Below are 16,086 nucleotides of genomic sequence, written 5' to 3'. Positions count from 1 at the left end.
GTTTAATATTTCCTTTTGTCGATACTTAAGATTTATTTTGTATAGTAAAACCATGAAAAAGAGAGATACGTTTTACATTACAATACTATTTATATTACCCATTTTATTTGTACTCTGTGTATCCACATATTCCATGTATGGATCAAAGTTAGATTGGTTATCCCAACATATATCTTTGGCAGACTATTTTCGACAGACCCAACAATTACTTCCAGACAGTTTTGAAAATCTTCAAGGACAAACCAATGCCTTTAGTTTTTCATATTATGGATTATTAAGGCCAGACGTTTTAGTTTCTTATTTATTTCCAAACATTCCAATACATTTCTTTATTATAGGTTATGCAACACTTCTATGGTCATCTACAGGAGGACTTTGTTATTGCTGGCTAAGAAATAAAGGATACAAAGATTCAATTTGTTTCTTTTCAAGCATATGTTGCATATGCGCCAATTGCTTCTTTCAGTCCCACCAACAAATCATGTTTATAGAAATTCTTCCCTTTTTGTTTCTTTCAATGATTTTAGTAGATAAAAATAAAAGACAATGGATTAGCCTATGTGTATGTATGGCACTTTTCCATAACTATTTCTATACGCCAGGCATGATATTGATTCTGCTTTTATATGATTATGATCAAAACCATACGATAAAAGATATTCTGATTCCGATTCTTATTGGTATTGGTATGGCTACAATTTTATGGCTACCAACTGGATATTTGATTTTAAACAATCATAAATCTGTTGTACAAACCAACCTATTTAATTTATTAATTCCAAACTTTACTCTAAAAGGACTTGTCTATGATAGCTATGGATGCGGATTGACTGTGATTAGCTGGATTGCCCTATTTCAAGGAATTCAATTTGAAAAGACAAGGAAACTATCGATTCTGTTGATTTTAATGTTTGTTTTCCCGATGTTCTCTTATATATTGAATGGAACTTTATATGCACGCACAAAAATATTGGTGTTATGTTTACCACTCGTGCTTATGATCCTTTCCTATTGGTTACAAGAAAGAAAGTTGAATAAAGGTTTACTTGTTTTAGCTGGTTTATTTCTTTGCACAAAAACAACACTTCTTGGATTATTAATTTCACTTGTGTTTATTGGCTATTACTTTATGGATAAAAAAGAATGTTTAATGATGTATGCCCTTGTACCTATGATTGTCTTTACAGGATTCAACTACAATCAGTGTTTAGATTTAAAACTCTATAATTCAATGTATTCCAAGGATAAACAAAAATTGATGCAAAGAAACGATTTGAATCAACGAACAGCCGATTTAGATCAGGTGGGTTATAGTGTCAATCGTATCTATGATCCAAAAGAAATGAAGGCATCAAGTTATACGTCAACAAGCAATTCTTTATATAACACTTTCATTTATGACATTATAAAAAGCCCTATTTCCCAATCCAATCGAACAATCATAACGGATAGTGAGAATTATTTATATTTGAGTATGATGGGGATTCAAAATGTATTGCATAAAGACTCTAATTTATATGGATATAAAGAAGTAGATAGTAAAGGAAAATATAAATTATTAAAGAATAAAAATGTATTTCCAATAGTCTATGTCACAAGTGATACGTTGAGTGAATCTAAGTTTGATAAACTTTTTTATCCATATAATTTGGATACCATCTATAATCGCACGATTGTGAATGGTAAAACAAGTAATGAGTATGCCTCAAAGATGAAACTTATAAAGAATTTAGATCAATCGATTTTGATTCAGAACAAAAAGAAAACGAAAAAAATAATACCCATTAATTTCGATGCTAAAAATAAACTGATCTGTATTGATTTTGATATAAAGAATTATACGAATAAAAAAGTTTTTATATCTATAAACGGAATGAAGAATACATTGTCAAAAAAACATTCTGTGTATCCAAATGGAAATAAACATTTTACGTATATTCTTTCTAAAAAAGAATTAAAACAATTTGATGTTACTTTATCCAAAGGAAAATATAAGATATCCAATATTCGTGTTTATACATGTGATATGAATGTGTTTAATCGAGTAGTAACGAAAGTAAAACCATTAAAGACAGCTTCTATTTATAAGGGGAAAGTAACAACTTCTAAAGATGGATATTTAGTAACTTCATATCCTTATGAAAAGGGATATGAAATATATATGGATGGAAAGAAGCAGAATGTAGAAATTGTGAATAAGGCTTTTGTGGGATGCAAAATAAAAAAAGGAAGCCATACAATTACAATTCAATTTCATGCACCATTTAAGAATGCAGGACTTGGTATAAGCGTCCTTTCAATTATGATAGGAGGATTTTGGATATGGAAAAAGTCAAAGAATTTATAAGCTATGGAATTGTGGGAGTTATGACAACTCTTGTGAATTATATTGTTTATTGTATTTGTTTAAAAATAGGAATCGATTGGCTGACAAGCAATAGTTTTGCTTGGATGGTAGCCGTTATCTTTGCGTATTTTTCAAACCGTAAAGTTGTATTTCATTCAAGTAATGGTATGAAAAAAGAGTGTATTGAGTTTTTTGGACTTCGATTTATGACATTACTTGTTGAAAACCTACTATTGGCTATTTGTATTGATGGCGTACATATTTCAAATTTATTATCTAAGATTTTAGTCAGTGTGATTACTGTTTTGGCCAATTATTTCTTGTGTAAATCCCATATATTTTCTAAGAAGGAGGAAATGTTGTATGAACAAAATTAGTGTTGTCGTTCCTTGTTTTAACGAAGAAGAAGTGCTTTCTATGTTTTATAAAAAGACAAGTGAAGTATTAAATGAAATAGAGGACATTACCTATGAATTGTTGTTTGTGGATGATGGATCCAAGGACCATACCAAAGATATATTAAGAGCATTAAGCTTAAAGGATGATCGTTGTGAATTTGTTTCTTTTTCTAGAAACTTCGGTAAAGAAGCTGCCATGTTTGCAGGATTAAAGAAATCAAGTGGCGATTATGTTGTGATCATGGATGCCGATTTGCAGCATCCTCCTGTATTATTAAAAGAAATGTATAAGGCGGTTAGTGAAGAAGGCTACGATTGTTGTGCAGGAAAAAGAGTAGACCGTACGGGTGAAGGTAAGATTCGTAACTTTTTATCGCATACTTTTTATAAAGTGATGCAGAAGATGTGCAAAATGGATATGAGCGATGGTTGTGGTGATTTTCGTATGATGTCAAGACAAATGGTGGATGCGATTCTAGAATTAAAAGAATACAATCGCTATATGAAAGGATTGTTTTCTTTTGTAGGATTTGATACAAAATGGATTGAATTTCATAATGTACAACGAGCTGCAGGTAATTCTAAATGGAATTTCTCTAAACTATTCGCATATGCGATGGAAGGTATGTTTTCCTTTTCTACAGCGCCGATTGTATGGATTGGTAATATTGGAACAGCCATTATGATTGCATCGATTTTAATGACTTTGTTTGGATTGTTAGTACATGTCACGTCCATGTTTCATTTAGTATGTTTGATTCTGTTTTTGAGTGGGCTTCAAATGTTGTTTGTGGCCATTTTAGGTCAATATATGACAAAAGACTATATGGAAAGTAAACAAAGACCGATCTATATAGTAAAAGAAACCAGCAAGAATTTAAGCTAGTCTCTTAATGTGATTTCAATCACCGTGTCAATTGGATCTGGACAATGGTGTGAATTAGAATCAATATGGATAAATGTATAGTCAGGAAAACTTTCTGCGTTCCAAGGCGTTTGAATTTTGATTTGAGAATGATCAGACAATCTTCTCATGTCTTGGATTTTTTCTTTTCGAATTTTAATAGGTATATCAAAAATACTCTCATCTAGAATATGCGCATAAATTTTATTTCCCTTTTGTGTGTATCTTCCCCATTCTGGTTTTTCTAATTCACTTTTTGTGCATCCATAAATAGAAGCTTCGTTGAGTTTCATCCATTCCCTGATTTCATTCAATACATGGATAGATTTTTTAGGAAATTGCCCTCTAGCATCCGGTCCCACATTTAAAATCATATTTCCACCCTTGGATACACATTCAACTAGAGTACGGATGATTAGCTTAGCAGATTTATAATTCGTGTCCTTAGCGCAATATCCCCAATGTTCATTCATGGTGATGCAAGCTTCCCAAGGCACAGATAAGCCTTGAGGAGGAATCATTTGTTCAGGTGAAGTAAAATCACCGGCTGTAAAACTAGGATGTGCATCCATAATGGTTCCAGGATGTACACCATCACCTTCTAAACGATTGTCGATGATCATGTCTGGCTGGTAAGTTCTTGCCATTGTTACGATTTTGTGGGCATCCCATACATCTTTTGTCATATTGTCATAAGAAAAGTCAAACCACATGATATCCAACTTTCCATAGTTTGTAAGTAATTCCTTGATTTGAGTATGCATATAATTCAAATAGTTTGAAAAACAAATTGGTTTATCATATTTTGCATTGTTTCTTTCTGGATGATGACGATCTTTATAGTGAGGGTAGTCAGGATGATGCCAATCAAGCAGGGAATAATATAGACCAACTTTTAATCCTTCTTGTCGAAAGGCATCTAAAAATTCTCTGACATAATCATGATTTGCCTTCCAATCTGTAGTCTTTGTATCAAACATACAATATCCATCGTGGTGTTTGGCAGTCATTACGGCATATTTCATACCGGATTTTTTGGCCAATTTAGCCCATTGGTGTGGATTAAATAGATCTGGATCAAATTCATTCGCAAAAGGAATATAATCTTCTTCTTTCATTTCTTCGTTGCTTCTGACCCATTCACCTCGTGCTGGAATGGAATAGATTCCCCAATGGATAAAAAGTCCGAATCTAGATTTTTGAAACTCTGTAATATTCATAAGATCTCCTTTAGAAAAGTGGTTGTTGTAGCTGCTTTCTTTGTAGTGCAATGCCTGGTTTGGATAAGATTTCTTTGGTTCTAGAAATATCCTTTAACCAAGGATCTATATCTTCTTTTTCGAGTATGACTGGCATTCGAGAATGCACAGGTTTTACATACGTATTGGCATCCGTGGTAACAATGACAAGGTGATCATCAATAAGAATTCCTGCAAAATAGAGAATGTGATCGCAATAAAATTCCACTTTATTTTTACCTAAATCCCATTCGTAGAAACTTCCTGCAGGCACAATACAATGCATGGAATCTTTAAATAAAGGCTTTTCTAAGAGCGTTTCTTGTCTAGCGTTTAAGATTAAATTGTTAGTTTTATACCCAAATGGCACCATTTTCTTTTGGTTTCGAGTAAGTACAAGACATTTGTCACTTGGATGAATGTCTTTTTCTTCTAAACCAAAGGCTTTGGCTACTTTGGGTGTATATCGAAAGCTTGTACACATACTAGAAGTATATCATAAGAAAGAGGTTGTAAATAAACAGATAAAAAAGGGCATAAAAAAAGGAAGAATAGATCTTCCTCTTAATGTTCCTTTGTATGATCAAAAGCCATGCCTAGAATGGTTTCAATATGTTCATCATCTAATGAATAGTAGACTGTCTTTCCTTCTTTTCTAGATTTGATGAGTTTAGAAAGGCGTAGTGCCTTTAATTGATGTGATACGGCAGATTTCGTCATATCGAGTACGTTGGCTAAATCCGATACGCACATTTCGCTTTGTTGAAGGGATAATAAAAGCTGAAGACGGGTACTATCGCCCATGACTTTAAAGAAATCTGATAGGTTCATAATTTCATCAAAGGCCGGCATGTTTTCTTTTACTTCTTGTACTAATTCTGTATTTTTAGGCTTGCAATCACAATGTGTACCAATCATATGTTCTCCTTTTTTCTTTATTATAGTTGAATGATTGAACAATTGTCAAAAAAGTTATTGACATCATGTTTGAATCCTATATAATGAAAGTGTAAAAAGTTGAATGTATGTTCAACTATTCAAATGTGGAGGAAAATAATATGAAAAAGAGTTATAAGATTGATGTAGATTGTGCAAACTGTGCAAATAAAATGGAAGTAGCTGCTAATAATACAGAAGGTGTAAAGAATGCGATTGTAAACTTCATGATGTTAAAGATGAATGTTGAATTTGAAGATGGAGTTCAGCCTAAAGAAGTCATGGCTCGTGTTTTAGAAAACTGTAAAAAAGTTGAAGATGATTGCGAAATTTTCTTTTAATGAAAAGTAAGATGCGAAAGCATCTCTATTTTTCAATTATTATAGTTGAATGATTGAACAATTAATGTTTTGGAGAGATAGAGATAAGTATGAACAAGAAACAGAAGAAGATGTTAAAGCGAATTATTGTTGCGAGTATTCTTTTTATTATAATTAAGGTCGCAAAACTACCCGAATATATTGAAATTCCTTTGTTTCTAGTGGCCTATCTAGAAATTGGGTATGATATTCTTCTTAAGGCTTTTAAAGGAATCAAAAACCGTCAGGTATTTGATGAAAATTTTTTGATGGCTGTCGCGACAGTAGGGGCTATTGGTTTGAAATCTTTTGATGAAGCAACAGCTGTTATGTTGTTCTATCAGATTGGGGAATGGTTCCAGAGTTATGCGGTAGGTAAGAGTCGTAAAAACATCACGGAATTAATGGATATTCGTCCGGATTATGCCAATGTTGAAGATGAGAATGGAAATCTTGAACAAGTAGATCCAGATGAAGTTGAGATTGGTACAATTATTGTGGTTAAACCTGGTGAAAAAGTGGCTATCGATGGAATTGTGGTTGAAGGAAGTTCTACTCTAAATACAGCGGCTTTAACAGGGGAAAGCTTGCCTAGAGAAGTGAGTGAAAATGATGAAGTGATTAGTGGCTGCATCAATATGACAGGCTTATTAAAAATTAAGACAACAAAAGAATTTGGGGAATCCACTGTATCAAAAATTTTGGATTTGGTTGAAAATGCGTCAAGTAAGAAATCTCGTTCAGAAGCGTTTATTTCCCGCTTTGCGAGAATTTATACGCCAGCCGTATGTTATAGTGCTTTGGCATTGTTCTTACTTCCACCAGTATTCAATTTGATTATGTCAAATCCTGCTGACTTTGGCACATGGCTATATCGTGCCTTAACATTCCTAGTTATTTCTTGTCCATGTGCATTGGTAATCAGTATTCCTTTGAGTTTCTTTGCCGGAATTGGTGGCGCCAGCAATCAGGGTGTTTTGGTAAAAGGATCGAACTATTTAGAAGCTTTGGCATCCTGTAAATATGTTGTATTTGATAAAACAGGTACAATGACACAAGGTGTATTTGAGGTTGCAGGCATTCATCATGCGAATATTCCAGAAGAGAAATTATTAGAGTATGCGGCAATGGCTGAAAGTTATTCGACGCATCCTATTTCTAAAAGTTTATTAAAGGCGTATGGAAATACCATTGATAAATCTCGTATTGAAAATGTAGAAGAAATAAGTGGTCATGGAGTTAAAGCTGTAATGGATGGAGTGCAAGTACTTGCAGGTAATGATAAATTAATGAAGATATATAATATTCCTTATCAAGAATGCCATTCTGTAGGAACCATTGTACATATGGCTATTGATGGTAAATATGCAGGTCACATTGTGATTTCGGATATGTTGAAGCCACATGCCAAAGAGGCAATTGAAGCATTGAAGAAGGCTGGCATTAAACAAACAGTTATGTTGACTGGGGATGTAAAAAGTGTTGCCGATAAGGTAGCTTCTGAATTACATATTGATCAAGTATATTCTGAATTATTGCCTCAAGATAAGGTGAATAAAGTTGAAGAGCTATTGTCTTTAAAACAATCGAAAGAAAATCTTGCCTTTGTCGGAGATGGAATCAATGATGCTCCTGTATTATCAAGAGCCGATATTGGTATTGCGATGGGTGCTTTAGGTAGTGATGCAGCCATTGAGGCAGCTGATATTGTTTTGATGGATGATGATCCATTAAAGATTTCTAAAGCCATTAAGATTGCGAAGAAATGTATTCATATTGTATATGAGAATATTTATTTTGCGATTGGTATTAAACTCGTTTGTTTAGTTTTGGGTGCCATTGGTATTGCGAATATGTGGGTTGCGATTTTTGCGGACGTTGGCGTTATGATTATTGCCGTATTAAATGCGATTCGTGCATTAAATGTTAAAAATTTGTAAGGAAATCTTAGGATTTCCTTATTTTCATATTGTGTTAAATTTGTTTTAGTTGTATCTTTGTCTTGTATGCAGAAAAGGAGATTCGAGATGCAGGAATTAAAACCAATTAAAGAAGGAAAAGTACGTGAAATTTATGACAATGGGGACAACCTTATTATGGTTGCGACAGATCGTATCAGTTGTTTTGATGTAATTCTAAACAATGAGGTTACAAAAAAAGGAACTGTTTTAACACAGATGTCAAAATTCTGGTTTGATTACACAAGTGATATCTTACCTAATCACATGATTAGTGTGGATACAAAAGATATGCCGGAATATTTCCAACAAGAAAAATTTGAAGGAAAATCAATGTTATGTCGTAAATTGAACATGCTTCCAATCGAATGTATTGTTCGTGGTTACATCACAGGTAGTGGATGGGCTAGCTACAAAGAAACAGGAAAGGTTTGTGGTATTGAACTTCCAGAAGGATTACAAGAATCACAGCAACTTCCAGAACCAATTTATACGCCTAGTACAAAGGCTGAAATTGGTGATCACGATGAAAACATTTCTTTTGAACAAAGTATTGTGCACTTAGAAAAATACTTCCCAGGACATGGTGAAGAATATGCAACTAAGATCAAAGATTGCACAATCGCTTTATATAAAAAATGTGCTGAGTATGCTTTAAGCAAAGGAATAATTATTGCGGATACAAAATTTGAATTTGGTTTAGACGAAAATGGTAATATCGTTATTGGCGATGAAATGTTAACTCCTGATAGTTCTCGTTTCTGGCCTGCAGACGGATATGAAGCGGGTCATTCGCAACCATCATTTGACAAACAATTTGCGCGTGACTGGCTAAAGGCAAATCCAGGTAATGACTGGACACTTCCTCAAGAGATTGTGGATAAGACAATTGAAAAATATCTTCAAGCTTACACAATGTTGACAGGAAAAACATTATAATTAAGGAATACCCATAAGTTGAATGCTTATGGGTATTTTTTTGAAAACTGTATTTTTTGATGCCTAATTATATTTGAAAACCGTAAAATATGATGTTAATAATCACTTGAAAACCGAAGAACGCTATGTTTAAATGAGGAATAGATATTAGAAAATAATAATTATTGAATATATATGGTGAGGAAAAATATGAAACAAGGTGTATTTATAACATTTGAAGGAAATGATGGATCAGGAAAAACAACCGTATGTAAAGCGGTACAAGAAGAATTGATTAAAATGGGATACGACTGCATTTATACTCGTGAGCCAGGCGGAAGCAAGATTGCAGAATCCATTCGTAATATATTATTAGATGTAAACAATACAGAAATGGATGATCGTACAGAAGCATTATTATATGCGGCAAGTCGTAGACAACATTTAAAAGAAGTTGTTCTTCCAGCATTGGAAAATAAGAAGATCGTATTGTGTGATCGCTTCATTGATTCAAGTCTGGCATACCAAGGAATTGCACGAGGCATAGGTTTAAAAGAAGTATGGGATATCAATCAGTTTGCGATTGATGGATGTATGCCTGAAAAGACTCTATTTTTATCCGTTAGTGTAGAAACGGGTGAAAAACGTATGAATCTTCGTGGTGACTTGAATCGTTTGGACCAAGAAGAAAGTTCATTCCACAAAGATGTGCGTCAAGGCTATGAAACATTAGTAACCATGTATCCAGAGCGTATTAAAGTGATTGATGCCGAGCCTTGTAAGGAAGAGGTTTTAAAAAGTGCTATGGAATGTGTCTTAAAGGTAATCAAAGAATATGAATAAAGAGTATCTAAAAAAAGCACAGCCAATCGTTTATCAGACATTGTCAAATGCTCTAAAAAACAAAAGAGTTGCGAATGCCTATTTATTTCACGGACCAAAAGGTTCAAGTAAATTAGAAACAGCCATCTTGTTTGCACAAAGTATTGTGTGCGAACATACAGATTTTGATGGTTTTGCGTGTCAAGAATGTGAAAGTTGTAAACGCATAGAGAATGAAAAATCTTTAGATTACATGATTGTATCGAATGATCGTATTAAAAAGAAAGATATAGTGGATTTACAGGCGTTTTTTGAATCGACGAGTGCAGGAAAACAAAATGCCAGAATCTATATTCTAGATCATTATGATAAGGCTACGCCAGATGCTTCAAATAGCTTGTTGAAGTTTTTAGAGGAGCCAAGTGAAGGGATTTATGGTATATTAATTGCGGATGAAAAATCCAATGTATTACCTACTATTCAATCTAGGTGTCAGGCTATTCATTTTAAACCGGAAAGCTGTGAATACCTGTTGCTTGAAAATACAAGTGAAGAAAACGCGAAGATGTTGGCCGAATCTGGATATACGTATGATAAGGCTATTGAATTGTTGTCTTTGCCTGATTTTGAAGTGTTAAAACAAGTTGCACTTGAATATATTGAGCATGCATCTTCTTTTGCACAAATTGAAAAGATGCAGACAAGTGTATTTGTGAATAAGTCTGAATGCATGGATAAGGATTGGATACAATTGTGGATTCAATGGGTTTTATTCTATGTAAAAAATGATAGGGTAAATTTACCTTTAGAAAAAAAAGTAAAACTATATTCGATTTTGGTTGAGAATATGGATATGTTGTATCGACCAGTCGATTTAGGTTTATTTATGGATAAGCTTTATTATGATATTAGGAAGGCTGTGATTTAGTGAATACAGAAGGAAAAGTAACATATAAATACATTGTTTATATTCAGTTTGAAGAATCAAAAAAAGCCTACACTTTTGGATCAAATGTAAAATACTATACAAATGATATCGTTGTTGTAGAAACAGTACGTGGACAAGAATTAGGAAAGGTTTGTGTCCCTACCGTTGATTTTGATGCTTCCAAAGTAAAAGGTGATATCAAGCCGGTATTGCGTAAGGCAACACCCGAAGATATTAAGTGTAAAGAGGAAAATGTAGAAAGAGCTAAAGAAGCTATGAAGATTTGTCACGAGTGTGTCGCAAATTTGAAGTTGGATATGCATTTGATTAGTTCTGAATATACATTGGATCGTACCAAAGTTATTTTTACATATGTATCTGATGATCGTGTAGATTTTAGACAACTGTTGAAAGATTTAGCACAACACTTACATTGTCGTATAGAATTAAGACAAGTAGGACCAAGAAATAAAGCTAAAATTGTCGGTGGAATTGGAAACTGCGGTATGGAATGCTGCTGCTCAAGATTCATGTCAGATTTTGATACAGTATCAATCAATATGGCTAAAAACCAGTTGTTGGCATTGAATATTCAAAAGTTGAGTGGACAGTGTGGAAAACTAATGTGTTGTTTACGTTTTGAAAATGAAGAATATACAAGAATGCGTAAGGATTTGCCAAAAATCAATTCAACTGTGACATATAAGGACAAGAAGTATCGTATTTCAAGTATGAACGTTCTTCAAAAACAGGCTAAGTTAGAGAACAAAGAAGAAGTCTTGTTTGTGGATTTCAAAGAATTGTGGCCAGACAAGGAATTAAATAATGATTAGACAGAAGAGTTTTGAATCGGATGTTTCCACATTGTATTTGGTTCCTACACCTATTGGAAACTTGCAGGAAATGACACCTAGAGCTTTGGATATTTTAAAAGAAGTGAGTGTCATTGCAGCTGAGGATACGCGTAACACAAAAAAACTTTTAATGGCTTATGGAATTGATACAATGTTGATGTCGCATCATGAACATAATCAACAGGTCAGTATTCCTAAAATCATTGAACGATTAGAAAATGGCGAAAATGTTGCGGTAGTTTCCGATGCAGGCTACCCTTTGGTTTCAGATCCAGGACAGAAATTAGTTCAAGAAACCATTTCGCATGGATTTAATGTGGTTTCTGTTTCAGGTGCCAACGCAGCTATGAATGCATTGGTTGCGAGTGGATTGAGTTGTTATCACTATTTGTTCTATGGCTTTTTAGACAATAAGAGTTCAAAAAGAAAGAAACAGCTAGAAGAAATCAAAACAATTCCTTATACAACTATTTTCTATGAAGCACCTCATCGTATTGAGGATACTTTACAAGATATGTTGGAAGTATTGGGAAATCGTCAAATGTGTTTAGCTAGAGAACTTACAAAAGTGCATGAAGAATATATTCGTGGTACCATTGAAGAAGTGTTAGAAGTAGCGGCTACTTGTAAAGGTGAAATGGTTATTGTCATGGATGGCTTTAAACAAGATGACGTTGTATTTGATATGTATACAGCCATTACGAAAGTGGATGAATATATTGAATCTGGAATGCGTACAAAAGAAGCGATTGGTTTAGTTGCTAAAGAAATGGCTTGCAAAAAGAATGAATTATATGAAGCTTATCATAAAAGATAGGCTTTTTTCTTTTATATAAAGTAAATTATGTTGTTACAGAAATTAAATGAAAAAGTAATTGAAATAGTTACAGAAAATACTATAATAAGTTACTGAAAAGAGAAGAGGAAGTATAATGGATAAGAGAAGTGTATGTGCCCTAGGTATGGCATTTGTACTTGCAGGATGTTCTGCAGGTGGATCAGGTTCTGGTAAAGAACAAACATTAACAGTTGGATTGTTTACAGAAATGAATGGAGATTTTTCTCCGATGTATTATCAGACCGTTAACGATCACAATGTGGTTAACTTGGTATATCAAGGATTATTGGCATATGACAAGGATGCCAATTTAGTTCCAGAATTAGCAGAGGATTTACCTACTATTAGTGATGATGGAACAACAATGACATTTAAATTGAAGAAAGGTGTTAAATTTAGTGATGGATCTAAATTTACTTCAAAAGATGTAAAGGCAACGTTTAGCGTTATGGCCGATCCAAGCTATACAGGACGTTTTTCAAGTAATGTTGATTTCTTAAATGGATATAGCGAATATCATGATGGAGACGCCAAAGATGTCTCAGGTATTGAAACACCCGATGATTATACAGTAGTATTCCATATGGCAAAGCCAAAAATCGATGCAGAATCGACTTTGGGAACACAAAAAATTTGTAGTGCAAAAACATTGAAGTATAAGAAGGGAAAAACTTCAAATGTGGAAAAGAACAATAGTAATCCTATTGGAACAGGTCCTTATAAATTAAAATCATTCTCTAAAACAGAGGGAGCTTCATTGGATCGAAATGAAAATTTTGAAGCTAAGGATGGAGAATACCAAATTTCTAAGATTATGATCAAGAAAACAGAGACTTCGACTGAAATCAAAGAATTGGAAAATGGAACTGTCGATTATATTCCAGATGTAGTGGAAGCGAATAAAATCAACACAGTAGCCAAAGACAAAGATAAAGGGTTGACTATGGATTCGTATCCAAGTGATCGTGAAGACTTCTTGTTTATGAATACGGTTGCAGGTGCATGTCAAGATCAAGCAGTACGTCAAGCTTTGGCTTATGGATTTGATCGTGAAGCCTATATCGCAAGCTATTATAAATTAGATGATAAAGATGCTAAATTGGCATATGTACCAGGCTTGTTTGGTAACCCAGTATCTGGCGGAAATGGTGCATATGTTCGTGGTGAAGAAAAAGTTGATGGGGCTACTTACTATGATTATGATGTAGAAAAAGCTAAACAAATCTTAGATGATGCGGGATGGACTGTTGGTAGTGATGGTATTCGTGAAAAAGATGGTCAAAAATTAAGCATTAAGTTCTTGGCTACAAAAGAAAAAGATGCGATGGATACAATGATTCCTATGTTACAAAAACAATGGGGAGAACTTGGTGTCGACTTCAAGGCAAACACAATGGAATTTAATACAGTTATTGCAACTGTAAGTGATGATTCAGCTGTTGGTGATTGGGATGTATCTTATTTAGGAAACTCTTTTACAAGCCCTGAAGATACAAGCGTTGATTACTTTATTCAATCACAAGGCGTAAATAACCTTGCTCGTTTAAAAGATGATGAATTAGATTCATACTTAGCTGCAGGTGCTTATACAGCTGATAAAGAGGCTTCAGCTGCTGCTTACTTAAAGGCTTATGTTCGTCAAGCGGAACTATGTGCATACTTACCAACAGATGGAGTGCAAACATATTGTTTGCGCAATAAGAAAGTAAAAGGTTTGAAGACTTCTTCTACATTTATTTGGTCACAATCAATGGCTACAGCCTATATTGATGATTAATAGTAAAAGGGGCTATAACAGATAAAAACGTTTTAGTTTAAAAAAAGGACCAAATTCAAGATTTAAAAAAATCTAAACTGGAGATACTACTCGTATGTGCTGGTCATAATCTAAGAGGATATCACACTCGAAAACTAGAATTTCAGAAAAACAACAAATTAAACTAAGGCTCTAGGAGGTAAAAAAATAATAAATTGAAAAGAAAGGAGCTAAACTCCATAAGTAATAAAAATTACTTGTTCGTTACGGCTCCTTTTTAAATTGTTATGACTTGAATGTTTTGATTGTTTAGTTCTTGAACGTAAGAAGAATCAATAGAATGATCAGTTATAACAGTTTTTATTTTCTCTTTTAAATTTAATGGTACAACACCACGCTTAGAAAATTTATCGCTTCCTGTTAGTACGATTATTTGTTCGGCAGGGTCTCCTATGTATCAAAATGTAACGATTGCAGGCCAAATAATAGATAAAAAGGATGCAGTCAATGGTTTGAGTTTTTTAGTTTTGAAATCTGTTGCACAGACAAGATTGACACAACCAAATTTAACTGTGCGCTATCACAAGAATATCAATAAACATTTTTTTGGATGTATGTGTAGAGGTTATGCGTTTAGGCTTTGGAATGCCAGCATTAAACAATGACGAAATTATAATTCCTTCCTTTATGGATTAGCAAGTTAAAGAGGAGGATGCCTATAATTATAGTGCCATAGGCTGTGTAGAAACAGCAGTTCCAGGTAAATGGGGTTACCGTTGTACGAGAATGTCTTATATCAATTTTCCAAGAATGTTTTTGGGTATGATGAATAACGGTGTGGATCTTACAAGTAATAAACGTTTTACAAAAGGATATGGCTATTTTACGGAAATGGAAAGTTATGAAGAACTTTTAAAAGCATGGGATAAAACAATAAGGGAAATTACTTGATATAGTGTTATAGTAGAAAATGTAATTGATAAGGCCTCTGAAAGAGATGTGCCAGACATTCTTTGTTTGGCTTTGACAGATGATTGTATTGCCAGAGGCAAAACAATCAAAGAAGGGGGAGCGGTCTATGATTTTATTTCAGGACTTCAAGTAGGAATTGCGAATATGGCAGATTGCTTGGCAGCTATAAAGAAGTTGGTGTATGAAGAAAAGAAAATCACAAGACAAGAGCTTTGGAATGCAATCTTAGATGATTTTTCATCACCTGAAAACAAAAAAATTCAGGAAATGTTGATTCGTGAAGCTCCAAAATATGGAAATGATGATGATTATGTCGATCAGTTAATTGTGGAAGCTTATGATTCTTATATTGAAGAAATCGAAAAATATCCGAATACACGCTATAATAGAGGACCAATTGGCGGAATTCGTTACGCAGGAACTTCTTCAATTAGTGCGAATGTTGGACAAGGTATGTCAACGATGGCCACGCCAGATGGACGAAATGCATTCGAACCTTTGGCAGAAGGTTGCAGTCCAGCGTATAATAGCGATAAAATGGACCTACAGCTTTGTTTAAAAGGGTGTCTAAGCTTCGTACAAATAAAATTACGGGTGGCGTTCTGCTAAATCAAAAAATGACACCTCAAATGTTGTCGACTGAAGAAAATCGACAAAAATTAGAATTGTTGATTAAAACTTTCTTTAATCGTTTACATGGATATCATGTGCAATATAACATTGTTTCTAAAGACTATATAAAAATAGTTGGGGTCTAGATACGCTATAAGATTACATAGGGTAATGTGCTAGGCAGCTTAAAATTCGCTCCAAAGTATTTTGGGGCGTTTTTTGTTATACTTGAATTGAAAGGATAAT

General features: G+C 33.8%; 16 protein-coding genes and 1 pseudogene. 14 read left to right on the top strand and 3 right to left on the bottom strand.

The genetic code is table 11. The annotated features are described in order from the left end of the window. Nucleotides 1-517 precede the first annotated feature (517 nt). Genes FYJ55_RS01050 through FYJ55_RS01040 form a run of 3 tightly spaced genes read left to right on the top strand, consistent with a single transcriptional unit; the run spans nt 518 to nt 3,631 of the window. Nucleotides 518-2,347 (top strand): YfhO family protein, encoded by a 1,830-nt coding sequence (locus FYJ55_RS01050; RefSeq protein ID WP_195836628.1) that lies wholly within the window; start codon nt 518-520, stop codon nt 2,345-2,347. Continuing rightward, nucleotides 2,323-2,724 (top strand): GtrA family protein, encoded by a 402-nt coding sequence (locus FYJ55_RS01045; protein WP_154555262.1) that lies wholly within the window; start codon nt 2,323-2,325, stop codon nt 2,722-2,724. Before FYJ55_RS01050 ends, FYJ55_RS01045 begins: the two co-directional genes overlap by 25 nt. Then, entirely contained in the window at nt 2,711-3,631 is a 921-nt protein-coding gene (locus tag FYJ55_RS01040) for a glycosyltransferase family 2 protein (RefSeq protein WP_154555261.1), read from the top strand. The genes FYJ55_RS01045 and FYJ55_RS01040 overlap by 14 nt, the downstream gene beginning before the upstream one ends. Here the strand turns inward: FYJ55_RS01040 and FYJ55_RS01035 are convergent. The 3 genes from FYJ55_RS01035 to FYJ55_RS01025 all read right to left on the bottom strand — a co-directional run bounded on the left by FYJ55_RS01035 (nt 3,628) and on the right by FYJ55_RS01025 (nt 5,805). After that, on the bottom strand, nt 3,628-4,869 hold the full coding sequence (locus FYJ55_RS01035; protein ID WP_229771019.1) for an alpha-L-fucosidase: 1,242 nt from the start codon (nt 4,867-4,869) through the stop codon (nt 3,628-3,630). The two genes, FYJ55_RS01040 and FYJ55_RS01035, sit on opposite strands and share 4 nt — an antisense overlap. A 10-nt stretch (nt 4,870-4,879) precedes the next feature. Next, on the bottom strand, nt 4,880-5,371 hold the full coding sequence (locus FYJ55_RS01030) for an SOS response-associated peptidase family protein (protein ID WP_154555259.1): 492 nt from the start codon (nt 5,369-5,371) through the stop codon (nt 4,880-4,882). A gap of 80 nt (nt 5,372-5,451) precedes the next feature. Beyond that, on the bottom strand, nt 5,452-5,805 hold the full coding sequence (locus FYJ55_RS01025) for an ArsR/SmtB family transcription factor (RefSeq protein ID WP_040466407.1): 354 nt from the start codon (nt 5,803-5,805) through the stop codon (nt 5,452-5,454). A gap of 140 nt (nt 5,806-5,945) precedes the next feature. On the opposite strand from FYJ55_RS01025, the gene FYJ55_RS01020 reads away from it, so the two are divergent. The 11 genes and pseudogenes from FYJ55_RS01020 to FYJ55_RS11530 all read left to right on the top strand — a co-directional run bounded on the left by FYJ55_RS01020 (nt 5,946) and on the right by FYJ55_RS11530 (nt 15,986). After that, the gene (locus tag FYJ55_RS01020; protein ID WP_154555258.1) at nt 5,946-6,164 is read left to right on the top strand and encodes a cation transporter; all 219 of its coding nucleotides are present in this window, start codon (nt 5,946-5,948) and stop codon (nt 6,162-6,164) included. A gap of 89 nt (nt 6,165-6,253) precedes the next feature. Continuing rightward, a complete protein-coding gene (locus tag FYJ55_RS01015) occupies nt 6,254-8,122 on the top strand; it encodes a heavy metal translocating P-type ATPase (RefSeq protein ID WP_154555257.1) in 1,869 nt (622 codons plus the stop codon). A gap of 87 nt (nt 8,123-8,209) precedes the next feature. Next, on the top strand, nt 8,210-9,079 hold the full coding sequence (locus tag FYJ55_RS01010) for a phosphoribosylaminoimidazolesuccinocarboxamide synthase (protein ID WP_154555256.1): 870 nt from the start codon (nt 8,210-8,212) through the stop codon (nt 9,077-9,079). Between the two features lie 189 nt (nt 9,080-9,268). Then, nucleotides 9,269-9,901, top strand: coding sequence for a dTMP kinase (gene tmk, locus FYJ55_RS01005; protein ID WP_154555255.1), 633 nt, complete (start codon nt 9,269-9,271; stop codon nt 9,899-9,901). Further along, the gene (locus FYJ55_RS01000) at nt 9,894-10,808 is read left to right on the top strand and encodes a DNA polymerase III subunit (protein WP_154555254.1); all 915 of its coding nucleotides are present in this window, start codon (nt 9,894-9,896) and stop codon (nt 10,806-10,808) included. The genes tmk and FYJ55_RS01000 overlap by 8 nt, the downstream gene beginning before the upstream one ends. After that, nucleotides 10,808-11,641 (top strand): regulatory iron-sulfur-containing complex subunit RicT, encoded by an 834-nt coding sequence (gene ricT / locus FYJ55_RS00995; RefSeq protein ID WP_256269388.1) that lies wholly within the window; start codon nt 10,808-10,810, stop codon nt 11,639-11,641. The genes FYJ55_RS01000 and ricT overlap by 1 nt, the downstream gene beginning before the upstream one ends. Next, on the top strand, nt 11,634-12,479 hold the full coding sequence (gene rsmI, locus FYJ55_RS00990; RefSeq protein WP_117925774.1) for a 16S rRNA (cytidine(1402)-2'-O)-methyltransferase: 846 nt from the start codon (nt 11,634-11,636) through the stop codon (nt 12,477-12,479). The genes ricT and rsmI overlap by 8 nt, the downstream gene beginning before the upstream one ends. A 115-nt stretch (nt 12,480-12,594) precedes the next feature. Continuing rightward, nucleotides 12,595-14,277 carry an ABC transporter substrate-binding protein gene (locus FYJ55_RS00985; protein ID WP_154555253.1) on the top strand — a complete coding sequence of 561 codons (1,683 nt, stop codon included), beginning with the start codon at nt 12,595-12,597 and terminating at the stop codon, nt 14,275-14,277. A gap of 431 nt (nt 14,278-14,708) precedes the next feature. Next, nucleotides 14,709-14,921 (top strand): pyruvate formate lyase family protein, encoded by a 213-nt coding sequence (locus FYJ55_RS11535; RefSeq protein ID WP_268234123.1) that lies wholly within the window; start codon nt 14,709-14,711, stop codon nt 14,919-14,921. A gap of 67 nt (nt 14,922-14,988) precedes the next feature. Beyond that, nucleotides 14,989-15,837: pseudogene (locus FYJ55_RS11380) on the top strand (pyruvate formate lyase family protein). Continuing rightward, the gene (locus FYJ55_RS11530; RefSeq protein ID WP_456152214.1) at nt 15,792-15,986 is read left to right on the top strand and encodes a glycine radical domain-containing protein; all 195 of its coding nucleotides are present in this window, start codon (nt 15,792-15,794) and stop codon (nt 15,984-15,986) included. The pseudogene FYJ55_RS11380 and the gene FYJ55_RS11530 overlap by 46 nt, the downstream one beginning before the upstream one ends. Nucleotides 15,987-16,086 lie beyond the last annotated feature (100 nt).

Origin of the sequence: Holdemanella porci (assembly GCF_009696075.1) — a bacterium.
Taxonomy (GTDB): Bacteria; Bacillota_I; Bacilli_A; order Erysipelotrichales; family Erysipelotrichaceae; genus Holdemanella; species Holdemanella porci.
This window is presented reverse-complemented; position numbering and strand designations above follow the sequence as displayed.